General features: G+C 35.4%; 18 protein-coding genes and 1 riboswitch. All 18 genes read right to left on the bottom strand.

The features are described from left to right. Window positions 1–362: 362 nt before the first annotated feature. Entirely contained in the window at window positions 363–3,923 is a 3,561-nt protein-coding gene (gene nifJ, locus ILYOP_RS02815; RefSeq protein WP_013387001.1) for a pyruvate:ferredoxin (flavodoxin) oxidoreductase, read from the bottom strand. 590 nt (window positions 3,924–4,513) lie between these two features. Further along, complete coding sequence (locus ILYOP_RS02810; protein WP_013387000.1) at window positions 4,514–5,713, bottom strand: acetate/propionate family kinase; 1,200 nt, start codon at window positions 5,711–5,713, stop codon at window positions 4,514–4,516. A gap of 51 nt (window positions 5,714–5,764) precedes the next feature. After that, window positions 5,765–6,760, bottom strand: a complete 996-nt coding sequence (gene pta / locus ILYOP_RS02805) for a phosphate acetyltransferase (protein ID WP_013386999.1) — start codon at window positions 6,758–6,760, stop codon at window positions 5,765–5,767. Window positions 6,761–6,943: 183 nt separating this feature from the next. After that, complete coding sequence (ftsY, locus tag ILYOP_RS02800; RefSeq protein ID WP_013386998.1) at window positions 6,944–8,185, bottom strand: signal recognition particle-docking protein FtsY; 1,242 nt, start codon at window positions 8,183–8,185, stop codon at window positions 6,944–6,946. Window positions 8,186–8,330: 145 nt separating this feature from the next. Further along, window positions 8,331–8,858 carry a hypothetical protein gene (locus ILYOP_RS02795; RefSeq protein ID WP_013386997.1) on the bottom strand — a complete coding sequence of 176 codons (528 nt, stop codon included), beginning with the start codon at window positions 8,856–8,858 and terminating at the stop codon, window positions 8,331–8,333. Further along, complete coding sequence (locus ILYOP_RS02790; RefSeq protein WP_013386996.1) at window positions 8,851–9,366, bottom strand: hypothetical protein; 516 nt, start codon at window positions 9,364–9,366, stop codon at window positions 8,851–8,853. The genes ILYOP_RS02795 and ILYOP_RS02790 overlap by 8 nt, the downstream gene beginning before the upstream one ends. Further along, on the bottom strand, window positions 9,360–11,087 hold the full coding sequence (locus ILYOP_RS15080; protein WP_013386995.1) for an RnfABCDGE type electron transport complex subunit D: 1,728 nt from the start codon (window positions 11,085–11,087) through the stop codon (window positions 9,360–9,362). Before ILYOP_RS15080 ends, ILYOP_RS02790 begins: the two co-directional genes overlap by 7 nt. After that, entirely contained in the window at window positions 11,077–12,393 is a 1,317-nt protein-coding gene (gene rsxC, locus ILYOP_RS02780) for an electron transport complex subunit RsxC (protein ID WP_013386994.1), read from the bottom strand. Before rsxC ends, ILYOP_RS15080 begins: the two co-directional genes overlap by 11 nt. A gap of 239 nt (window positions 12,394–12,632) precedes the next feature. Next, the gene (metK, locus tag ILYOP_RS02775) at window positions 12,633–13,781 is read right to left on the bottom strand and encodes a methionine adenosyltransferase (RefSeq protein ID WP_013386993.1); all 1,149 of its coding nucleotides are present in this window, start codon (window positions 13,779–13,781) and stop codon (window positions 12,633–12,635) included. 83 nt (window positions 13,782–13,864) lie between these two features. Next, window positions 13,865–13,964: riboswitch (SAM riboswitch) on the bottom strand. A gap of 173 nt (window positions 13,965–14,137) precedes the next feature. Then, window positions 14,138–15,526, bottom strand: a complete 1,389-nt coding sequence (locus ILYOP_RS02770) for an NAD(P)/FAD-dependent oxidoreductase (protein WP_013386992.1) — start codon at window positions 15,524–15,526, stop codon at window positions 14,138–14,140. A gap of 316 nt (window positions 15,527–15,842) precedes the next feature. Further along, window positions 15,843–16,313, bottom strand: coding sequence for a type II secretion system protein (locus ILYOP_RS16115; protein ID WP_013386991.1), 471 nt, complete (start codon window positions 16,311–16,313; stop codon window positions 15,843–15,845). Window positions 16,314–16,339: 26 nt separating this feature from the next. Beyond that, window positions 16,340–18,052, bottom strand: coding sequence for an O-antigen ligase family protein (locus ILYOP_RS02760; RefSeq protein WP_013386990.1), 1,713 nt, complete (start codon window positions 18,050–18,052; stop codon window positions 16,340–16,342). Between the two features lie 55 nt (window positions 18,053–18,107). Next, a complete protein-coding gene (locus ILYOP_RS16110; protein ID WP_013386989.1) occupies window positions 18,108–18,548 on the bottom strand; it encodes a type II secretion system protein in 441 nt (146 codons plus the stop codon). Between the two features lie 264 nt (window positions 18,549–18,812). Beyond that, window positions 18,813–19,280: a type II secretion system protein gene (locus ILYOP_RS02750; RefSeq protein ID WP_013386988.1), complete on the bottom strand. Its 468-nt coding sequence runs from the start codon at window positions 19,278–19,280 to the stop codon at window positions 18,813–18,815. Between the two features lie 529 nt (window positions 19,281–19,809). Next, window positions 19,810–20,922, bottom strand: a complete 1,113-nt coding sequence (gene yqeH / locus ILYOP_RS02745; protein WP_013386987.1) for a ribosome biogenesis GTPase YqeH — start codon at window positions 20,920–20,922, stop codon at window positions 19,810–19,812. Between the two features lie 12 nt (window positions 20,923–20,934). Beyond that, on the bottom strand, window positions 20,935–21,468 hold the full coding sequence (hslV, locus tag ILYOP_RS02740) for an ATP-dependent protease subunit HslV (RefSeq protein WP_013386986.1): 534 nt from the start codon (window positions 21,466–21,468) through the stop codon (window positions 20,935–20,937). Between the two features lie 19 nt (window positions 21,469–21,487). After that, on the bottom strand, window positions 21,488–22,381 hold the full coding sequence (locus tag ILYOP_RS02735) for a tyrosine-type recombinase/integrase (protein WP_013386985.1): 894 nt from the start codon (window positions 22,379–22,381) through the stop codon (window positions 21,488–21,490). An 18-nt stretch (window positions 22,382–22,399) separates the two neighbouring features. After that, the gene (trmFO, locus tag ILYOP_RS02730; RefSeq protein WP_013386984.1) at window positions 22,400–23,710 is read right to left on the bottom strand and encodes a methylenetetrahydrofolate--tRNA-(uracil(54)-C(5))-methyltransferase (FADH(2)-oxidizing) TrmFO; all 1,311 of its coding nucleotides are present in this window, start codon (window positions 23,708–23,710) and stop codon (window positions 22,400–22,402) included. Between the last annotated feature and the right edge of the window lie 24 nt (window positions 23,711–23,734).

Raw genomic sequence — 23,734 nt, 5'->3', positions numbered from 1 at the left:
TTAAAATAACTTTATACAAGAAATTGATTTGAGTATTTGAATTCGTAGATTATTGGAGCGACAAATTTTATTTTTATATTTTTAAATCGAGACTACTTAAAACTTCTTCTTTACAAACTCTTTTAACGTTTTTCAATTTTAAATCATCATATATTTGAATATAATACGACGATTTTCAATTTTAAATTATATATTTGTTTGATTATAAATTGACTTTTTTCAACTTGATTATAACATTATATTCAATTTATATCAATATAAAAATCGAAATTTGTATTTCAAAATTCAAAGTAGAGTTTTATATACAAATATTAAAAAAGGACCGGAAAATCTCCGGTCCTTTCAGTTTATTAATTTTAAAATTATTTTGCAGAGTAATCAAGTGACGCAAGTCTCTTGTATTGCTCCCATTTTCTCTTAGCTTCAGCTTGGTTTGCAGCGAAAAGCTGTTTTGCTCTTTCAGGGAATGATTTTGTAAGAGTAGCATATCTTACTTCTCCCATTAGGAACTCTTGGTATTTATCCCAGTTAGGCTCTTTAGAGTCTAATTGAAGTGGATTCTTACCCTCTGCTTCTAAGGCAGGGTTGTATCTGATTAAAGGCCAGTATCCGCACTCTGTTGCAAGTTTCATCTCAAGCTGTGATTGTCCCATACCTTTTCTGATACCATGGTTTACACATGGAGCATAAGCGATTATGATTGATGGTCCGTCAAATGCTTCTGCTTCTTGTATAGCTTTTAGGTATTGAGCTTGGTTCGCTCCCATAGATACCATTGCGATATATATGTATCCGTAAGACATGAATATTGCAGCCATATCTTTCTTCTGAATCCCCTTACCTGCAGCAGCAAACTTAGCAACTGCTCCTGAAGGAGATGCCTTTGAAGCCTGTCCACCTGTATTTGAGTAAACTTCTGTATCTACTACAAGGATATTTACGTCTTGACCTGACGCTAATGCATGGTCTATTCCACTGTATCCTATATCGTTTGCCCATCCGTCTCCACCAAATATCCATTGAGATTTCTTAACAATGTAATCTTTAAGCGAAAGTACTTCAGCAGCTCCATCAAAGTCTTTTCCTTCGATTAATGGAAGTAACTTAGTTCTGATTTCAGCTGTTTTAGCACCGTTGTTTCTGTTTTCAAGCCACTCTTTGTAAAGTTCTGCAACTTCTGCAGGAGCTTTATCCATAGTTCTTGTCATTACTGCTTCTAATCTGTCTCTTAGAGCTTCCACTCCTACATGCATTCCGAATCCAAATTCAGCATTGTCTTCGAATAGTGATGATGCCCAAGCTGGTCCTTCACCATTTGCATTTTTAGTATATGGAGTAGATGGTGCTGATCCTCCGTAGATTGAAGAACATCCAGTAGCGTTTGCTACCATCATTCTGTCTCCGAAAAGTTGAGTTATTGCTTTGATATAAGGAGTTTCTCCACATCCAGCACATGCTCCGTGGAACTCAAATAATGGCTGTGCAAATTGTGATCCTTTAACATTTGTTTTTGCCATTAAGTCATCTTTATAAGTAACCTCGTTGAATAGGAAGTTAGCATTTTCAGGTTCTCCTGCAGCTACTTCTTCACCGATAGGATTCATTACAAGTGCTTTTCCCTTTGGTGCAGGACATACATTTGCACATGATCCACATCCTGTACAATCAAGTGTAGAAACTTGAATCTTGTACTGAAGACCATCTAAACCTTTTCCGATTGGTTTTATAGTTGTAAGACCTTCAGGTGCATTAGCCATCTCTTCTTCGTTGATTAAGAAAGGTCTGATTACTGCATGAGGACATACATAAGAACACTGGTTACACTGGATACAGTTCTCAGAAACCCAGTGAGGTACGTTTACAGCGATTCCTCTTTTTTCATAAGCAGTTGTACCATTTTCAAAAGTACCATCCTCATATCCGTCAAATGCAGATACTGGAAGGTCATATCCTTTTATTGAGTTTATTGGGTCACAGATTTTAGTTACAAATTCTGGCTTAGTTCCACATGAGCAGTCTCTAGATCCACAGCACTCTGCAGTATCTTCTTCTTTAAGGTTAGCCCAAGCTGGATCTACAGGTATCTCTACTAATTCTCCTGCTCCTCTGTCGATAGCTGCATAGTTCATTTCTACTATATCTTGACCTTTTTTCTCATATGATTTTTTAGCATATTCTTTCATGTAAGTTTGAGCTTCCTCAAACGGAATTACATCTGCAAGTTTAAAGAACGCTGATTGCATGATTGTGTTTGTTCTGTTTCCAAGACCAATCTCTTCACCAAGCTTAGTAGCATTGATAGTGTAGAATTTAGCCTCTTTTTCAGCTAAAGTTTTTTTGATTGAATTTGGAAGATTTGCTATAGTCTCATCTTTATCCCAGATACAGTTAAGTAGGAAACTTCCACCTTTTTTAAGTCCTGATATCATATCATACTGTGTAAGATACGCAGGTACAGAACATGCTACAAAACTAGGTGCAGAAAGCAGGTAAGTCGATCTGATTGGAGTTTTACCAAATCTCAAGTGTGATCTAGTAACCCCTCCTGATTTTTTAGAGTCATATGCAAAGTAACCTTGTGCATAAAGATCTGTTTTATCTCCGATTATTTTAATAGAGTTCTTATTTGCTCCTACCGTACCGTCTGATCCTAGTCCGAAGAATAAGCAACCTTTTACATCGTCTGATCCTACAAATACATTTGGTCCAACTTCTAGTGAAAGGTTAGTAACGTCATCTACGATACCAACAGTAAATGGTGATTTAGGAGTTTCTGATTTTAAGTTTTCAAATACTGCGATCATCTGTGCAGGAGTAGTGTCCTTAGAAGAAAGTCCGTATCTTCCTCCGATGATTTCTGGTGCATCTGCCTGACCGTAGAATAAGTTTCTTACGTCAAGGTATAGAGGTTCTCCCATTGCTCCAGGTTCTTTTGTTCTGTCAAGAACAGCAATTTTCTTTACAGTTTTAGGAAGTACGTTCATGAAGTACTCTGCAGAGAATGGTCTGTATAGGTGAACTGTTAAAAGTCCTACTTTTTCTCCCTTCGAAGTTAGGTAGTCTACAGTTTCTCTTAGACACTCTGTAACTGATCCCATAGCAACTATAATATTAGTTGCATCTTCTGCACCATAGTAAGTAAATGGTTTGTAATCTCTTCCTGTTACTTTTGAGATTTCTTCCATATATTCTGCAACTGCATCAGGAACTGCATTGTAGAATTTGTTTTGAGCCTCTCTAGTTTGGAAATATATATCATCATTTTGAGCCGTTCCTCTTGTCACTGGGTGGTGAGGGTTTATCGCTCTGTCTCTGAATTCTTGAACTGCTTTTCTATCTAATAATCTATCATATACTTCATAGTCCATTACTTCAACTTTTTGAATTTCATGTGAAGTTCTGAAACCGTCAAAGAAATGCATGAACGGTACTCTTGTTTTAAAAGTAGCTAGGTGAGCAACTCCTCCTAGATCCATTACTTCTTGAACCGATCCAGATGCAAGCATAGCATATCCAGTCTGTCTAGCAGAATAAATATCTGAATGGTCTCCAAATATTGAAAGTGCCTGAGCAGAAAGTGATCTTGCTGATACATGAATTACACTTGGTAAAAGTTCTCCAGCAATTTTATACATATTAGGTATTTTTAATAGTAATCCTTGAGATGCTGTATAAGTAGTAGTAAGAGCACCAGCTTGAAGTGATCCGTGTACAGTTCCAGCTGCTCCAGCCTCTGATTGCATCTCTACAAGTTTAACAGGAACACCAAATAAGTTTTTCTTCCCTTTTGCTGCCCATTCGTCAGTGTATTCTGCCATCGGAGATGATGGAGTTATAGGATAGATCCCCGCTACTTCTGTAAAAGCATACGACGCCCAAGCTGCTGCCTGGTTACCATCCATAGTTTGCATCTTTTTAACCATTAATTGTCGCCTCCTTAAAGTATAAGTTAATAATCTTCTTACTTTTGTGTGTAATTGTAAAATTTCCAGTCAATTAAAATATTACTTTATAAACATCATTCTGTCAACAATGCTCAAACATTTTTATTTGTTTTTTTTTATTTCATTATTTTGACTGACTTCTTCTGTTTACACTAGTTCATTGTATTAGTTATACTCTGTTTTGTCAATAATTTTCTATTGATTTGATAACTGTAAACTTTTTGTTTTTTTTTACAAATATCGTAATTTAAGTGCTTTTTCCGAACTGTAACAGTGAATGTAAAAAATATAAGTTAATCTAAGCTTCACACTATGTATTTATTTTGTGACTTTTATTGCATGAGTTTTAAGTTAAATTGAACTTTACATATTCATTCCAATTTTAATTTGAAATTGACTCTTTATTTTTTTTATAGTTGATAACTTGTGAAAAATCCTAAACCCTAAATTAAAAATCATATAATTTAAATATTTATGCAAGTTATATAATTAATTATTGGAGTTTTTTCATTTAATCTAAAAAAAGTTACAAAAAAATGCACCTGCCCAATGGCAGGTGCTAAAATTTATTATCCGTTAACTATTTCAAGAGTATCTCTTGCTATTACTAATTCTTCATTTGTAGGTATTTTATAAATCGCAACTTTAGATGATTCTTTAGAAAGTTTTACATTACCTTTTTTTCTTACACCGTTGACTTCTTGATCAAGCTCTACTCCCATAAATTCTAGACCTTTTAAAGATTCTGATCTTATCAATGAAGAGTTTTCACCTATTCCCCCTGTAAAGCATATCATATCTACTCCACCCATAGCGGCAGCATAAGATGCTATGTAGGCTCTTATTCTGTAAGTCATCATATCTATGGCCAATTGTGCTCTTTCATCACCTTTTTCTCTGGCGATTTCTAAATCTCTACAGTCAGAAGATTTTTCAAATATTCCAAGAATTCCAGATTCTTTATTTATTCTTGTGTCTAATTCTTTATCAGTAAGTTCTCTTTTATTTTTTATGTATATTAACGCTCCAGGATCTACGTCTCCACATCTAGTTCCCATCATCAGACCTGCAACAGGAGTAAGTCCCATAGATGTATCTACACATTCACCATCTTTTACAGCTGATACAGATGCCCCATTTCCAAGGTGGCATACAATAATTTTAGATTTTTCAGGATTTCCCATGATCTCACTAGCTGTAGTGGAAACAAATTTATGAGAAGTTCCGTGAAATCCATATTTTCTAACTTTTAAATCCTTATAATCTGCATACGGAAGTGCATACATATACGCTTTAGCAGGCATGGTTTGGTGGAATGCAGTATCAAATACCCCTACATTTGGTTTACCTGGCATAAGTGCCATACATGTTCTTACACCCATTAAGTTAGCAGGGTTATGAAGTGGAGCTAGTCCGTTGTTGGCCTCTACAGCAGCCATTACTTCTTCATCGATTAGTATAGAACTTGAGAAATCCTCTCCTCCGTGTACCAGTCTGTGACCGATAGCATCTACCTCTTCTACAGTTTTAATAACTCCATATTCCTCATTTGTAAGAGCTGCTATTACCATCTCAAGAGCTTCTTTATGAGTTTCCATATCTTTTTCTATCTCTATTTCAAAGTCTATAGCAGGAACTTCAAATTCAAGTTTAGATCCGTGAATACCGATTCTGTCACAAAGACCTATAGCAAAAACTTCTCCTGATTCTGGATTAATTAGTTGATATTTTAATGATGAACTTCCGCAATTTATTACTAAAACTTTCATAATTATAAAAATCCTCCCGATTATTTAAAATTTATTCTGAAAAAAAGCTTATTATCCCGCTTGTACTGAAGTTATTGCTGTTAAGTTAGTTATATCTGAAACAGAACATCCTCTAGAAAGGTCATTTATTGGAGCTGCAAGACCTTGAAGTAATGGACCATGTGCCTCTGCTCCTGCAAGTCTTTGAACTAATTTATATCCTATATTTCCTGCTGCTAAATTAGGGAATATAAGTATATTTGCGTTTCCTGCGACCTTTGATCCTGGCGCTTTTTTAGCTCCTACTGCATTTACTAATGCCGCATCTGCCTGTAGTTCAGCCTCAAAATCAAAATCTACCTTTCTTTCAGTTAAAAGTTTTCCTGCTTCAACTACAACATCTACTGAATCGTGCCTTGCAGATCCCTTTGTGGAAAAAGACATTAGCGCTACTTTAGGTTCAACGCCTGCAACTGATTTTGCAGTTTCTGCAGCACTAGCAGCTATATCAGCTAATTGTTCTGAAGTTGGTTCAGGAATTACAGCACAGTCTCCAAATAAAAGAAGCTGACCATATTCCTCTATCTTATCCTTAAGTTCCATTAAAAATACAGATGAAACTGTTTTCATTCCTGGTTTAGTTCCTACTACCTGGAGTGCAGCCTTTAGTACATTAGCCGTAGGAGAATCAGATCCAGAAACCATTCCGGCAGCATCTCCAAATTTAACCATCATTGCACCAAAAAAGTTAACGTCTGAAGTTAATATTTCTTTTGCCTGTTCCTCGGTCATTCCTTTTTTAGATCTAAGTTCTACAAGTTTTGCAACATACTCATCAAGCTTTGAAAAATTAATTGGATCAATAATTTCTGCACCTTCTAAAGATACACCTAATTCCTGAGCCTGTTTTGTCAACTCTTCTGCATTTCCAATTAATACAGGTACTGATAATTTTTCTTTGACAATTTCCTCTGTTGCTTTTAGGACTCTTTCATCTGTAGATTCTGGTAAAACAATCCTGTTGTTTAAACTTTTAGCCTTTTCCCTTACTTCCGATATAAAACTCACTCATTTACCTCCTAAAGTAATCAACCCTTCTAGGTTTATTTATCCTCACGGGAGTATTTTATCAGAAAAAAATTTTTTTTACAAGTAATTATAAACACTTTTTAACTCTAGCTTTACAAAATCAGCACTATTAATCTTTTTAGAGCATTTTTTTGTCAGTTAAATATAAAAAAAAGTTATTTATTACTCAAAAATAGCATCAATATATTCTTTAGGTTTGAAAGGTCTCAAATCCTCTATACCCTCTCCAACACCTATAAATTTGATTGGTTTTTTAAGCTCCTCTGAGATCGCAAAGACAATCCCGCCCTTTGCCGTTCCGTCCAATTTAGTGACAATAAACCCTGTTAACTTTGTCACCTCATTAAATACCTTTGCCTGATTCAGTCCGTTTTGTCCTGTGGTTCCGTCTATTACAAGTATACTTTCATAAGATGAGTCCCCTACATGCTTCTCTATGATCCTATTTATCTTTTCCAGCTCTTTCATAAGGTTGTTCTTATTGTGCAGCCTTCCAGCTGTATCTATTATTGCAACATCTGCATTCCTGTTTTCTGCTGCCTTCAGCGTATCAAAAACAACTGCGCCTGGGTCTGTTCCCTGCTGGTGTTTTATAATCTCTGCTCCTGCCCTTATTGTCCACTCTTCTAGTTGTTCTATTGCTGCTGCCCTGAAGGTATCTCCTGCACCTACAATTACTTTCTTTCCTTCTTTAGTTAATTTCGAAGCTATCTTTCCTATTGTGGTAGTTTTTCCCACTCCGTTAACTCCTACTACAAGAATTACATTTAGTCCAGGTTTTTCTGTTTTCAATTCATTTTCTTCCTCTATAAGGAAGTTTTCCATTACATCTTTAAGGACTCCGTATACTTCTTTTGGGTCTTTTATCCCTCTTGATCTAACCTCTTTTTCAAGAGCACCCACTATTTTGAGAGTCATATCCATTCCTATGTCCGACTGTATGAGCATCTCTTCTAAATCTTCATACATCTCATCGTCAATAACACTTCTACCTAAGAAGAAGCCTTTTACCTTTCCAAAAAAACCTTCCCTTGATTTTGAGAGTTTTTCTTTTAAAGAAGTAAAAAAACCTTTCTTTTTTGGAACTACTATTTCTTTTTCTTCACTCTGTTTTAAGTCTATGCTTTCATTTTCAACCTCTACTTTTTCCTCTTCAAGTTTCAGTTTTTCTGCTTTTTCTTCCACTGACTCTTCAGAAACTTCATTTTTTGGCTCTTCAAGTTCTTCGGGTTTCTTTTTAACCTCTTTCTTTCCCCCTACAAACTCATCCTTAGCCACTTCCTCTATGACCTTTTTTACCTCTTCAGCTTTTTTCTCCTCGTATATTACCTTTTCCTTTTCTATCTCCTCAGGAATCTTTTCCTTTTTCTTTCCAAATCCAAATATTTTCTTTAAAATACCCATTTTTCCCTCCTAAACACTTATTTTACAAGGTTTTTAGTAAATACTATCACATTTAATACCCATTTTCAAGATAAAGCAAATTCTGAAATAAATTGTATCTCAACATTGCTTCAAGAAAAAAAGACCTCACCAACGAGGTCTGTCTTCAAATCTTTATCCCTGTAAAAGCATAAAAAACCATTGCTATCAGAGCAAAAGTAACTACTTTTATTGGTCCCCCTTCCATAAATTTTGGAATTTCAAGGTATTCTAACCTTTCATTTATATTGGCAAATATAAGACAAAATATAAAATATGTAAATCCAGATATAAAAACCAGTATTAAATTTTCAATATAACCTTTTTCAAAATTTATATTGAAAGCAGAAAGTATAATTGTTATCTTTATAAGATCGTCTATATCTCTTCTTTTACAATACTTTCTAAAAATATTTTTTATCATCTCTCCCAAGAAAAAAATAATGACCATTATTGTGAATAATTTTCCTCCAGACAACAAATATGAAAAACTATATCCTATCCAGATAAGACCAATTATAGTCAATGCCATTATCCCTAGGGTTCTTTCATCATTCTTATCCTCACTAAAATGTTCAACCGAGTCATACCTTGAAAAAAATACATTTTCCGTAATGAATGCAGCCAACACGATTCCCATTACAAATCTAAACATTTTCTCCACCTCTCTTACAAGCTTTCCTGATAATGGCAGCTAGCAAAGCGAATGAAAATAATATTCCCGGAGGCAGACTAAAAAACAAGACCGGTTCAGGAAAATATAAAAATGCCTTTCTGATGCCCCACATCAACAGTCCAAAACTTATAAAAGTAATACTTACATCTCTCACATCTTTCAAACCATTTTTCATATCCAGATACATATAGTAGTTTAAAATTACAACCACTAAAAGCCTAGAAAATCTTTCCTCTCCATTTTGAAATATTTCACCGGAAAAATTCATCAAACCTGCTACCATTAAAAGTGAAAAAATCATTAAATTATATCTATAATATCTGCCCCTTATCAATTTTTTTTGAATTGTACCATAGAAAAAAAGTACTGTAAGAAAAGCGGTTTCCAGAAGCCATACCTTAAATATAGTCGTGAGACTAAAATTAGAAGCAAGTATAAGTATAAAAACTCCGCTTTTCAATAGAAGTTCACGGCCTCTTTTTACCATTTTGAATCACCCTCTTCCTCCCAATCAGAATCGGTAGCTCCCCCTTCTCCGTCTTGTGTTTCTGATATCTGAGTATCTTGAGTTTCTGTTTCCTCTTCTCCCCAACCTTCAGTATCTGTGGCTCCTCCCTCTCCATCTAGTTCCTCTGTTTCTGACATCTGAGTATCTCGAGTTTCTGTTTCCTCTTCTCCCCAACCTTCAGTATCTGTAGCTCCTCCCTCTCCGTCTAACTCTTCCTCTTCTTCTTGAGAGTCGTCTTTCGATAGATTTTTACTTTTGACCAATACGTCATTAAACGTCTTATGTATATTTTTATAAGTGTATGTAGCTCCAGCTGCTGCATCTTTTTCCTTATCAAACTTATAGTCAGAATCCATTCCTCGCCAATGCTCCATCCATTTTTCATCTGTTATTTTAGCTCCAAGACCCTCTGTCTCACTGGCTTCTAGTATTCTCACTCCGGCTATCTTTTTATCTGGAGTAATACCCATAGCAAATTTTATCATTTTACTCCCGTAGCCCCGTGCCTCTCCTAAAACAAGGTAATACCTATTTTCATATTCATCATATGCCGGTATAAAAACATAACCCTCATAATAGATTCCCTCTTCATCGTCATACCTCAGATCTTTTTGAAAAATATAACTTTTAACCTGTGACATAATTTTTTCCTCACGGGCCTCTTTTCTTTTTTGATTTATTTTATCGAGACTGGTAAGCATAAATATCCCTGCTATAAATAGAATCACCACTGATAAAATACCATATATTTTTTTCATATTTCTATCCTTTCCATATACTCTAGGTTCCGTATATTTATTTATAAGTGGTGCAATTACATTTCCAAGAAGAATAGCATACCCTATACCCACAGGATGAGATGTGTACTTCCTTATAAAAAAAGCACACGTTCCTACAAATATAGCAAAAACAGCCTTTCCATTTTCAGTTACAGGTCCGCTCACCATATCAGTGCACATATACACTGCTCCAAAAATCAGTCCTCCTGAAAGAATGGAAATAATAGGATCTTCTCCATTTAAATAACTCAAAAGTCCACTGGTTAAAACTACCACCAGAGGAACTCTCCATTTCAATCTTTTTCTAAAACCCAAATATAAAAAACCAACTAAGATAGCTCCCTTGTTTATTTCACCCATTGACCCCAAAATTTCTTTTCCTGTAAATAAATTTTTATAAAGTTCTGCCTTTCCCCCTACATTTGATGCAAGCCAATCTGCACCCATATATTTAACCAATGGAAATGCTGTAGCACCTGCTAAACCATCAGCAGTATGAAATTTATAAAGAGTGCTCGGAAAGGATATCATCATAAATATTCTTCCTACGAGGGCTGGGTTAAAAATATTTTCTCCAACACCTCCGTAAGCCATCTTTCCAACCCCTATACCGAAAATACTTCCCAAGGCAACCATCCATAAAGGAGTCAGGTGGGGGACAATAAGTGCCAAAAGAAGTGCCGTCACCAGTCCGCTTCCGTCAAGTATGCATTTCCAGGATTTTTCCATTAGCCTTGCCAGTATTGCTTCTGTTATGAGACCAGAGGTCACAGCCACCAACATTATTTTTACCGCTTCCCATCCAAAATAATACACAGCACTTGCCATGCAGGGAAGAAGTGCTATTACTACGTCATACATTACCATTTCCAAAGTATCTTTTTTTCTTACGTGAGGAGAAGCACTTAATTTATAATCCATTTTTCTCCTCCTTCAATTTTTTCAGACCTAAAAATATTGATTTTATAATTGGTCTTTTAGTAGGACATGCATATTCACAGCAACCACATTTTATACAACTGCTAAGGCTGTACCTTTTTTCCATCCTGCTGTAGTCCCCTTTTCTTGCTAGTTCCACATATCTTAAAGGCATAAGTCCCATAGGGCATACATCTACACAGGCGCCACAGTTTATACATGCCTTTGTTTCATACTCGTTGCATTCATCTTTGAGCAAAGCCAGTATTCCGCCAGTACCCTTCTTGAGATTTTCTTTTTCATCTCCTATGGTTCTTCCCATCATAGGTCCACCTAGAATAACTTTATAAGTTTTACTTCTGTCTATGCCTGCATAATCCAGAATATCCTTTATAGGAGTACCTATCTTAGCCAAAATATTCTTAGGTTCTTTTATCCCCAGTCCAGATACAGTAACAACTCTTTCTATAAGAGGTTTTCCTCTATACATTCCCTCATACAAGGCATACAAGGTCCCCACATTTATTACTGCCATCCCGTACTCCATAGGTATTTTGTGTACAGGTACCTCTATACCCATCAGAGATTTTATGATCTGCTTCTCTCCTCCTTGAGGATATACACTTTCGAGAACTGCCAGCTCTATTTTTCCAGAGTCGTCCAAAAATTTTCTTATTTTTTCAATGGCTTCTTTTTTATTGTCCTCTACAGCGATAATTACCTTGTTTATATTCATAAAATCAAATAATCTATTCAATATAATCATAATTTCCGAGGTTTTTTCCACCATGATCCTGTTATCTGAATTTAAATAAGGTTCACACTCTGCCCCGTTTATTATTACAGTATGTATTTTTTCATATTCATCAGCCTGAAATTTCATGTGAGTTGGAAACATTGCACCACCTAGACCGCATATCCCCATCTCCCTTATAAAAGTAACAAATTTTGTGGAAGTTTTACCCACAAATAAATTTGTGTCATACCAAGGTTTTAAATCAACCCAATTATTTTCAAAATCGTTTTCTACAATTATAAATGTTTCATTATTTTCTTTCACTATATCCTTGATATATCCAGATACAGGAGAATGAACTGCCACTGATAACATTGCAGTACATTTACCTATCTCCTGACCTGCCATTACATAGTCTCCTACAGATACCATTGGAAAAGCAGGAACCCCTATATGCTGATGGAGGGATACTTTATACTCCTTTAGATCAGGCATCACTTCTATATTTTTATCTGAGGTCAACTCCTTCATCTCTTTTGGATGAACTCCGCCTCTTGGTTTTAGTATCTTCATACTCTCCCCCTTTCACTTATAACCGGGATTTTTCTTGACAAAAATATTATTCTATAATAAAAAATTAATTCCTCTTTCTTTGCTGATTCATTTTAAAAATACATTTTTTATGAAAATTCTTTTGTTATCAATAACTTTACATTTCTTTATTATTTATGTCAAGTTTTATCTTCTGCTGCATTTATGATTTGAATATTAAAACAGGCAGTCATTAGACTGCCTGTTAAACTGTTTTTATTCTATACAAGTTTTTTTATAGCTTCTACCTTATTTGTTCTTTCCCAAGGAAGATCTATGTCTGTCCTTCCTATATGACCGAAGGCTGCAAGATCCTGATACTTAAAGTTTCCTGATCTTAGCTCTAAGGCTAGTTCTATCCCTCTAGGACTTAGGTCAAATACCTTTTGCACTATCTCAGCTAGCTTTACCTCTTCTATTTTTCCTGTTCCAAAGGTATCTACTTTTACAGATGTAGGCTCTACTACCCCTATAGCATAAGAAAGCTGTATTTCACACTTTTCTGCAAGTTCTGCAGCAACTATATTCTTAGCTACCCATCTTGCTGCATAAGCGGCAGACCTGTCCACCTTTGAAGGATCCTTTCCTGAGAAAGCTCCTCCACCGTGTCTAAAGTATCCACCATAGGTATCTACTATTATCTTTCTTCCTGTAAGACCAGCATCTCCGTGAGGTCCGCCGATTACGAATCTTCCTGTTGGATTTATATGGTAATGTTTTACCCTTCCAGGATTCATTTTATATTTTTCAAGGACAGGTTTTACTACCTTTTCTATTATTGTTTCATGAATCTCTTCCTGACTTACTTCAGGGTTATGCTGTACAGATACTACTACTGTATCAACATGATCTACAGTCCCGTTTTTATTATACGCAAGAGTTACCTGAGACTTTGCGTCTGGTCTTCCCCAGATTACCTCTTTAGATCTTGCCATTCTTGTATATTTTACGATTATCTCCCTTGCAAGAACAAGGGCTAAAGGCATAAGTTCAGGAGTTTCTTTTACAGCTCCTCCGAACATTATTCCCTGGTCTCCTGCTCCTCCGATATCTACACCCATTGCTATATCAGGAGACTGTGAATGTATTGCATTAAGCACTCCGCAGTCTGAGTCAAATCCCATTCCCTGCTTGTATCCGATCTCTTCTATCTTGTCTCTTACTATCTTTTGCACATCTACATATGTATTGGTAGTTATCTCTCCTCCTACCACTACCTGACCTGTTGTACAAAATACTTCGCAGGCTACCCTAGAATTTGGGTCTTCTGCTATGCAGGCGTCTAGCACTGCATCTGATACCTGGTCGGCTATCTTATCAGGATGGCCCGGTGAAACACATTCTGAAGTAAAAAATATTTTGTTTTCCATTTATATAAATCCTCCTTGGTAATATTATTTGTTATAAAAAAAGCCTCTTTCAGTAAGAAAGAGGCTGTACAGATCGGGTCTCTCTCTTATCTTCGCTTTTTTAGCTCTGAATTTAGCACCACACCTTTTAAGGCAGGTTGCCGGGTTTCACAGGGTCAGTCCCTCCACCACTCTCGATAAGAATCGTATATTATTCAATTTTATTTATATAAATTATATACCTCTGTTATATTTTTGTCAATAATTTTTGATATTCAAAAATAAACATTAAAAACAATTCATTTAACCCAATCAGATTATCTTGATTATTTAGGTTAAAACTGAAAAATTTCATAGCTTATAGACATAGACTTTTTTTATTTGCTTATTATATCTCTAGTTGCTAGTATTCCCATTACTGCTGCAATATTAAGTCCACTTCCATATCCCGAACTATCTCCCACAGAGTAAAACCCTTTAATACTAGTTTCCATGTGTTCATTTATAGCCACTCTTGTACTTCTAAACTTTATCTCTGGAAAATAAAGCAATAGATCACTAGATGCAAAACCAGGGGTTATCTTGTCATGAACCTCTATAAACTCGATTATGTTGTCCAGTATCCTTTTAGGACAGGCTAGTGCTATATCCCCAGCAACATAGTCATCTGTTGTGGGAACTATATTCAGCCTAGATAACCTCTCTTCTGTGGACCTTCTTCCTGCCTTCAAATCTCCATATGACTGCATAAGTATTTTTCCCCCTGTAAGCATAGATGACATCTTCGCTATAGCAGTGGCATACTCAAAGGGATGGCTGAATGGATGAGTGAAAGTTTTTGTACAAAGAAGGGCTAAGTTTGTATTTATAGACTTCCTGTCCTTATACGCATGACCATTTGCCAATATTACATCATCACTGTGTTTCTCCACAGCAATAAAACCACTGGGATTACTACAAAATGTTCTCATCTTATCTCTATACTTTTCGGTGTAATATACCATTTTCGCTTCATAAAAATTTTTATTTATATTTTTCATTACCACATCAGGTACTTCTACCCTCACTCCTACATCTATTGCCCCTGTGCTGTAATCTATTCCATGCTTTTGGCAGAGTTTCATCATTTTCTTGGCTCCGCTTCTACCTATTCCCATAATTACATTATCAGAATAAATTGTTTCAGATTTTTTACCTGAAAGTATTATTCCTTTCACCTGATTATTTTCTATAATCAGTTCCTCTATACCATGGCCAGTCAGGAATTCTACTCCCTTACCCAAAAGGTAATCCACAAGTTTTGTGTACAACTCTCTAGATCCGTCTGTCCCCAAGTGCATTGTAGGAGTGTCAACCAACTGCACATTATTTTCTATACACCTTCTTTTTACCTCTTCCATTTCTTCATTGTATTTTATCCCTGCAGGTTCTTCGTCAAAACCAAATTTTTTATAAATTTCCGCCACATAATTTATAGTATCATTTACAAGCTGTTTTCCTGTAACTGTATGTACATCTCCGCCAACTCTATAATCCATGTTAAATTTTGAATCTGAGTATGCCCCTGCCCCGCTTATCCCATATATTATGGCACAAGTATCACACTTCACACACTTATCCGTTTTTTCCTTAGGACAGACTCTTTCTTTCAGCATCCTTCCCTTGTCTACAATCAGAATCTTTATATCTGGATTCTTTGTTATTGCTTCATAAGCTCCAAAAATATTTGCCTGTCCCCCGCCTACAAAAATAATATCATACTTCATGATAACCTCCTAAAACCTATTAAGTATGTAAAAAAGCCCGGAATATACTAAACTTTTAGTATAGAATCAGGCTTATAATAAACTTTTATTTTGTTTATACTTGTCCCATAAATTTTTTCTTTAGAAAAGGATATACCTATCCCATCGTAAAAAAAACATAAATATCCTTTTTTGCGATGAAAAAATAATCTGTCTTCCAATATATTACACCTCTTTATTATGAGACACCAATATAAATTTTATCACAGTTTTTATTTTAGGACAACACTTTTATTTCTATTTTTCTATACTTAAATATTCTGATAAATCACACAAGCTAGAACTCTGACCAAATTATTCCCTGTCCAAATGCATCGTCTGGAACGTCTGCTATTAGTGTCCCGTCGTCATAGGAATAAGTCCAGCCTCCATTTTCATCACTACCAGTGGTTATATTATTCCAGGCTGTTTCTTGGGTACTACACCCTTCAAACGAAGGAGTTGACACCATCTCACTTTTGTTATAAAAATCTGTAAAATAAACCTCTTCTCCGTTTATACCAGTGCTTTTAACATCAGAAAGGTCTCCTGTACTGTAAGTACTTGTACCTTTAAAATCAGGATATGTCTCTGTCTTTGCATAGTATATCCCTATAGATGTTCTAACATTTGCCAGATTTCCTTGTACATTTGCAGCCTTTGCCTGAGAAGTTACATCACTTAATTTTGGAAGAGCTATTGCTGCCAAAATACCTATTATTGCTATTACTACTATAAGTTCAATAAGAGTAAAACCTTTTCTCTTCATTTTTCATCTCCTGCTATAAAAAATTATTAACCTTCTGTATTTAAGCATGTTCCTACTGCCAAAAACGTCCAGAATAAAGGAGCCACAGAAACTACGCTGTCATTAAAAAAACAGGTTATAAAATAAGAAAAAACACTCAGAAAGATACATCCTGTAAAAATATTCCTATTTTTTATAAAAACTTTAAAAGAATCATAAAAAAAACTCAAAAATAAAAATCCAATTAAAATAAGGGCTGGTATTCCGTTGTTTATGGCTATCTGAATAAAATAATTATGTGGCTTGTCTACCAACATACCTTTAATTCCAAAAGACAGTTTTTTTCCGAAAAAATCATTTTGAGGAAATACAAGGGGAAAGGTGTCCTGCCCATGACCAAATACAGGCTTTTCAAATATCTTTGGAATACTCCGAGACCATATATAAATTCTCGATGATCCTTTTTTTTCATAACCATCAAAAAATTTTATTCTTTTTACAGCAGGTATCTCTGTTATATTATCCATATGATCAATAGTGTAAAATTTTCCTTCTATAAAATAAAGCTGATAATTAAAACTCTCCCCATATCCAAAAAGATAAAGATCTTTTATAGTTTTATGTCTTTTAACATAATATTTTTCATACCCAGATTTTTGAAGATTAATAAGCCTGTCTTTTTCTTTTACAGGAATTTTTTCATTTATAGCGTCATAAAACTCTAGCCCATTCGAGCTTCCTATTATCTTGAGTTTACTTACCCCGTCGATCTCGACACGGTTCCCTTCCGACTCTATACCATAAACTTCAGTCTTAACTCCCTTTGAAATATTTCCCAGCTTCTTCCCCAGAGCTTTTTGAGAAAATATATCCATTCCACTCCAGATCAAAATACACATAAGAGACAATACTAATATTTTTTTCCAGTTAATCAGAATCTCCCTGTTCATAAAAATAATAAAAAGAAGAACCCCACCTTGAAAACCTAAAAATCCAGCTCTTGAATGACAGCCTATGAGATTAGCAAAAGCTAGACCAGTGTACCCAAGAAAAAAAATAGTTTTTATTCTTTCTCTAGAACTCAGATAAAAACCCAGCCCCAGAAAAAAAAGCATAATTGAATAGCTCCCCATATAATTAGGATTAGAAAGTGTACCATAGCTTGCATATTTTCCGAAACTGTATTTTAAACCGCCAAACTTTTCGACATCAAAACCGGTCATTACATTTGACATAAAATCAGTTTCTAAAATATTAAATCCGAAAAACTGGAAGATTCCTACTAAAAACATTACCCCGCTGAAACCGATTATAAATTTAAGTATTTTTTCTCTTGAATTTCTGTTTTTAAAGAAACTAAGTCCAGTGAGAAATATCACCATATATGAAATTTCTGCCAAAAATCCCTCAAATCTACCGCTTATCCCTAAAAAAGATATTTTCCTGTCTATTGAAAATATAAAACTCATAACTAACAAAACTAGCAAAGTCGATCCCATTATATAATATTTAGATTTTATCCCAATGCACTCTTTCTTAAGATCAATTTTTCCAGCCATTGAGAATATAAGGATCACAGCTCCGGTAATCAGAGTCATTAATTTATAATAACTAATAAAATCAATCTGATATCCATCATAAGTTATATAAGTCATTGCTCTTTTGCTATCATTTTCCAAAATTATTTTTTTACCGAAAATTATAAGCGGTGCCACAGATGTTGCCAAAAGATATCCCAAAATTCCAAATTTCTCCCTCATTTATCCCCCAAAGTAAAAAAGGGCCGAAGCCCCTCTTTATTATAAATATTTTAAATTAAAAATCACTCCATACAGTACCTTGTCCATATGCATCGTCTATAATATTTGCTTTAATTGTACCATCGGAAGTATAAACCCATCCACCTTTTGAATCTTTTGTAGTTACTACAGCATTTGTAGCAGCAACTTTTAATTCCGTTGTTGGAGTTTCAGGCATTATGCTTTTATTATAAAAATCTGTAAAATAAATGTCTTCTCCATCCGAATCTATTCCTTTTATTGCTGATAAATCTGCAGATAAAGCAGTAGGATAAGCTCCATCTGTTGCATAAAACATACCAAGTGATGTTCTTAAAGTAGATATGTTTCCTTGTACACTAGCCACTTTTGCTTGTGATGTTACATCGCTGAATTTTGGTAAAGCTATTGCTGCCAGTAGTCCTATGATAGCGATTACTACCATAAGTTCAATTAAAGTAAATCCTCTTTTCTTCATAATCTCTTTCCTCCTAGTTCCCTTTTTTTTATGTGTGTTGTAAAACATTATCGACATTGTATATTTGAAACTTTTTCATTTTTTCCAAACTCTACAAGTTAAAAAATTGTAAAGTTGTGCCCCTTCCCTAGAGGATTTTCATACAAATTCATCCTATTCTCAAATATGTAATCATTCCTTTATACAAAAGTATCTTTATGAGATTACCACATACTTTTACCCCTGTCAATTATTTTTACATTTTTTACATGTCTGTTACAGTTCCTATTCCTCACTCCACTCTATAAGCTGATTATACATATTCTCTGGAAGATTCGCGTGTATTTCCCCTGTCTTTCCACTGTAATTATATTTCCATCCCCCTATACCTATTTGCTCTGAATTTTCCCAGTCTATCACCAGGTTACTCTCTTCTATTAGACCACTTTTAGGAGTCTTAGGTATACTGTCTCTTTCCAGAAACTGAGCAAAATTTACCTTTTTCCCCTCTATACTCTCAGCTTTTATAAGTTTCAGGTTATCTTTCATTCCTTCTGATATAAGGTCGGGATACTCACCAGTCGCAGTATAATAACTTTCCAGAGCCACCCTCATTCCCACAAGGTCTTTCTGTACCCTTGCTGCCTTGGTAGAATCCCTTACATCACTCAGTCTAGGTACTGCCATTACAAAAAACAATGCCAAGGCACCTAGCACAATTATGAGCTCCAATATTGTAAAACCTTTTTTCACATCCACCACCTCCTGCTTTACACAATTACATCTGAACTTTTATTTTTACAATTTTCCATTGAATTTAAAATAAGTTACTGAATTTATCCAAAAGCTGTGTTACTTTCTTTGCTTGCCCAAAGAAAGTAACCAAAGAAAAGGCACCCCTAAAAAATACCTAAAATCACTTCTGAACTAACTTTCTATTGAAATATAGTCGGTAAACCTCCTTATTTCAATGAAAGTGGATTTCACAAGATGATTTCTTAACGGCATTTTTTAAAGGGGAATTTAAAATCTTTTGAAATTCTTTTGGCCATTGACAAAATCAGCGTTAAGAATGACTGAGAGAAATCTCTAGAAAAAATCAACTGTCTGAGCAAAGCGAGTTTTGATTTTTACTTAGATTTCCGAAGGCATTTAGCTGATTTTTCACAGGCCTTGATTTTTGGTTACTTTTCATCAAGGAAAAGTAACGGAACTTTGGATAAATTCAATAACTTACCTCAAAAATAAAGATCCAAAAAAAGAGGGAGAATTCTCCCCCATATCATCTTCTTGGTTTGATAAAGGCATCTCTTAAGATTATTTCTGCCCCTTCTGGAATAGTAACCTCTATAGTCAGAGGGCCTCTTTTCACAGAGATCCATCCTAGGCCTTTAAATACCAGTTCTTCTCCAGACTCTACAGTCCATTCTTCTTTTTTCATAGGAAGAGCTGCATACTCATCTCTACATTTTTCGCAGGGAGGTGAGATGGCATCTCCAGAATGATCTCTTAAGAGATCCTCTAGCCTTCCCTCATTTGTTTCGTGAAAACTAACATCTTTAGATGCAAAGGCAGAGAATATAGCCTTTTCAGAGTTCATAACCTTCATCCAGAGAAGTCCTCCAAACATGAGAACCCTGTCTTTTTCCAGTTTAAATGTTTTTCTAGAAATTTCGTTGGCAGGTACTATTTTTAGATTACACTCTTCACAGACCATATCCGAAACTCTTCCCTCAGGAATAAGCCCTGGAGTATCTATCAAAGTTAACTTTGTTCCTGAAATAATATTTTCAAGACTTTTCAAAGTAGTTCCAGGATATTTAGATGTAGTTACCTTTTTATCTCCTAAAAGTCCGTTTATTATACTTGATTTACCTACATTTGTAGTTCCTAGGACCATTGCCTTGGCACCATCAGGGAAAAAATGTCTGAGTTTTCTTATTATCCCGTTTACACCATATCCACTTTTTGCACTTAATATAGCTATATCTAGTGGGGCTATCCCTTCATCAGCCAGTCTTTCTTTTACCCAGTCCGATACTTCAGAAGGGTGCTTTTCCCCAGGTACAAGGTCGAGTTTATTTATTGCTATTATAGAATCCTTTTCCCTTAGAATATCTAGTATCTCATCGTCAAATGATCCTTCAAAGTCGATTATATCAAAAACAGCCAAGACCACATCTGCTCTTTCTGCCTGTTTCCCAACCTCTTTCCTATAGTCTTCCTTTGTCATCTCCACCGGAAGATATTCTCCATAGTTTTTTATTTTAAAACATCTCTGACAGTAAATCTCTTTTCTACTCTCTAAGACACTTTTAGGTACAAATCCCTGCTTTTCAGAGCTTTCATTTTGCAGCTCTATTCCGCAGCCGATACATTTTTTTATTTTTGCCAATTTAAACCTCCTCTAAAGAGTCTCAACACTGATGTTGAGATTTGTATATATACACATATTCCCAGCTATTTTAAGAGCCTCTTCCGCTACCTGTGGAGCCCCTAAATCACTATGCATTACAAGAGCCTTAGCTGCAGCATAGGCATAACTTCCTCCGCTTCCGATTGCCGCTATCCCGTCGTCTGGCTCTATTACATCACCATTTCCAGATACAATTAGTACATTGCTTTTATCTGCTACCACAAGCATTGCTTCAAGGACTCTCAGAGCTTTATCGTGTCTCCACTCTTTTGCAAGTTCTACAGAAGCTTTTTTAAGATTCCCACCAAACTCATCAAGCTTCCCCTCAAATTTATCAAAAAGGGCAAAGGCATCGGCAGCACTTCCTGCAAATCCCATGAGTATTGTATTATCATACATTTTCCTTATTTTCTTAGCTCCGCTTTTAAATACAGTGTCTCCGAAAGTTACCTGTCCGTCTCCGGCTATGGCCACCTTGTTATCTTTTTTTACAGCTATTATCGTTGTTGCTCTAAACTTTTCCATCTGCCACCTCAGTTATCAATCAATAATTATTATATCCCTTTAAAATTTTGGGTTTATTTACAAACTCTTCGTATATTTTAGTGCTTTCAACACTCACATGTCCCATTAGTTCCTGAAGGTGCATAAGGCCCATTCCATGAGTCAGCATATACACTCCGAAAGTATGTCTAAAAGTATGGGGACTTATCTCTTTTTGTATTTCAGCCTTTTTTGCATAACGTTCTATTATTCTTCTCAACGACCGGTCACTCAGCCTCGTTCCAGAACCATTCACAAAAAGTATATCTGCTGTGTATTTTGCTCTGTACTTTTTTTTCTTAGACTCTACATATCTTTTAAAATATTCCCTTGTTCTTTCACTGAAAAATACAATTCTAGGTTGTTTTCCCCCTGTGACTCTGAGCTGTCTTTTTTCAAGATCAAAAAGACTCTCTCCTAGAGAAAGAAGTTCACTGGTTCTTATGCCGCTAGAATACAAAAGCTCCACAATAAGACGGTCTCTTATTCCGTTTGTTTTTTCTATATCTATGACCTCTCTGATTCTGTCTATCTCCTCTTTTGTTAATATTTCAGGAAGATCTGCCTTAAAAGCCGGGCCAGTAAGAAGAATCGTGGGATTTTTTTCAATATATCCCTGATTTTTCAGGTATTTAAAAAAGGTTCTCAAGGAAGATATCTTTCTATTGAGAGATCTTTTTCCTATGTTTTCCTTTTGCAATTCTACCAAAAAACCCCTGAGAGCCATCTCTTTTATATCCTTGGGATTATTTATATTTTCTTTTTTGCTGAGATAATCTCTCAGCTGTCCAAGATCTTTTTTAAATGATTTTATAGTATTCAGACTCTTCCCGTCTCCGAATTCCTCAAAATATATAAAATCTTTTATAAGTTTTTCTAATAAAAAAGGTTCCATGACTATCCCCCAAAAGAACTATTCTTCCCCCAGTTTTTCCTTTAGATAATCCAGGGCTCTTTCTGCCACCTTTGTATAACGCTCTCTTTTATCTCTTATCTTTTTTCCTTCTAAAGGTCTTATTATACCTATATTAGGACCAATCGGCTGAAAATTCTTTTTTTCTTCTGTTATATATTTTATTATCGCCCCTATAGCACTTCTGTCATCTAATACAAATTCTTTTTTTCCCTCTAGTCTATTGGCTATATTAATAGCAGCCATCATTCCAGTAGCCATAGCAGCCACATACCCTTCACTTCCTGTTATTTGTCCTGCGAAATAGATATTCTCATTGGATTTTAAATTAAGGGTATCTTTGAGAAGTTTCGTTGAATTTATAAAAGTGTTTCTGTGCATAACACCGTATCTGACAAAATCAGCATTTTCAAGACCTGGTATCATAGAAAAGACTCTTTTCTGCTCTCCCCATTTGAGGTTTGTCTGAAATCCCACCATGTTGTAAAGTCTTCCCTCTTTGTCATCTTGTCTCAGTTGGATTACAGCATAATCCTTTATATCTGGATGTCTTGGATTTGTAAGACCCTTTGGCTTTAAAGGCCCAAACAAAAGAGTTTTTTCTCCTCTTTCAGCCATTTTTTCAACTGGCATACAGGCCTCAAAAAGTTTTTCCTCTTCAAAGGTCTTTAAAGGAGCTCTTTCTGCAGTTATCAGTGCATTGTAAAAATTTGTATATTCCTCTATATTCATAGGACAGTTTATATATTCTCCGTCACCTTTATCATATCTTGACTGAAAATATACCTTCTCTTTATCTATAGAATCAAAGGCTATTATAGGAGCAGCAGCATCATAAAAATAAAGATGCTCGTCCTTGGTTATTTTTTTGATCTCTTCTGATATACTGTCTGATGAGAGAGGCCCACTTGCTATAAGAACTATTCCTTCCTCTGGTATTTCTGTCAGTTCCTCTCTTATTATCTCTATATTTTCCATGTTTTCCAGAGTTTCAGTTATCTCTTTAGAAAACCCTTCTCTGTCTACAGCTAGTGCCTGACCTGCAGGTACTCTGTTTTTATCTGCAACTTCCACCAAAAGTGACCCTAACTGTCTAAGTTCCTCCTTCATTAGTCCCGATGCATTAGAAGTTGCATTAGACCCTAGGGAGTTACTGCATACAAGTTCTCCAAATTTTTCACTTTTATGTGCCTCTGTATTTTTTAAAGGCCTCATCTCATAAAGTTTTACCTTTATTCCTCTTTTAGCCAATTGATAGGCTGCCTCACTACCTGCAAGACCCGCCCCTATTATCACTACCTCTTTTATCATAAATATTCTACTCCTCTATACTTT

It is taken from the genome of Ilyobacter polytropus DSM 2926 (assembly GCF_000165505.1).
GTDB lineage: Bacteria > Fusobacteriota > Fusobacteriia > Fusobacteriales > Fusobacteriaceae > Ilyobacter > Ilyobacter polytropus.
Note: the sequence above shows the minus strand (reverse complement) of the source record. Positions and strands in the feature narration are given on the sequence as shown.

What these genes read in the sequence shown, in the direction of transcription:
- metK (WP_013386993.1), bottom strand. Translation starts at nt 13,781, where the DNA reads ATGGAAAACAAAATATTTTTTACTTCAGAATGTGTTTCACCGGGCCAT.
- rsxC (WP_013386994.1), bottom strand. Translation starts at nt 12,393, where the DNA reads ATGAAGATACTAAAACCAAGAGGCGGAGTTCATCCAAAAGAGATGAAG.
- nifJ (WP_013387001.1), bottom strand. Translation starts at nt 3,923, where the DNA reads ATGGTTAAAAAGATGCAAACTATGGATGGTAACCAGGCAGCAGCTTGG.
- ILYOP_RS02735 (WP_013386985.1), bottom strand. Translation starts at nt 22,381, where the DNA reads ATGGAACCTTTTTTATTAGAAAAACTTATAAAAGATTTTATATATTTT.
- ILYOP_RS16115 (WP_013386991.1), bottom strand. Translation starts at nt 16,313, where the DNA reads ATGAAGAGAAAAGGTTTTACTCTTATTGAACTTATAGTAGTAATAGCA.
- ILYOP_RS16110 (WP_013386989.1), bottom strand. Translation starts at nt 18,548, where the DNA reads ATGAAGAAAAGAGGATTTACTTTAATTGAACTTATGGTAGTAATCGCT.
- hslV (WP_013386986.1), bottom strand. Translation starts at nt 21,468, where the DNA reads ATGGAAAAGTTTAGAGCAACAACGATAATAGCTGTAAAAAAAGATAAC.
- ILYOP_RS02795 (WP_013386997.1), bottom strand. Translation starts at nt 8,858, where the DNA reads ATGTTTAGATTTGTAATGGGAATCGTGTTGGCTGCATTCATTACGGAA.
- ILYOP_RS02770 (WP_013386992.1), bottom strand. Translation starts at nt 15,526, where the DNA reads ATGAAGTATGATATTATTTTTGTAGGCGGGGGACAGGCAAATATTTTT.
- ILYOP_RS15080 (WP_013386995.1), bottom strand. Translation starts at nt 11,087, where the DNA reads ATGGATTATAAATTAAGTGCTTCTCCTCACGTAAGAAAAAAAGATACT.
- ILYOP_RS02790 (WP_013386996.1), bottom strand. Translation starts at nt 9,366, where the DNA reads ATGGTAAAAAGAGGCCGTGAACTTCTATTGAAAAGCGGAGTTTTTATA.
- ftsY (WP_013386998.1), bottom strand. Translation starts at nt 8,185, where the DNA reads ATGGGTATTTTAAAGAAAATATTTGGATTTGGAAAGAAAAAGGAAAAG.
- ILYOP_RS02760 (WP_013386990.1), bottom strand. Translation starts at nt 18,052, where the DNA reads ATGAGGGAGAAATTTGGAATTTTGGGATATCTTTTGGCAACATCTGTG.
- trmFO (WP_013386984.1), bottom strand. Translation starts at nt 23,710, where the DNA reads ATGATAAAAGAGGTAGTGATAATAGGGGCGGGTCTTGCAGGTAGTGAG.
- ILYOP_RS02810 (WP_013387000.1), bottom strand. Translation starts at nt 5,713, where the DNA reads ATGAAAGTTTTAGTAATAAATTGCGGAAGTTCATCATTAAAATATCAA.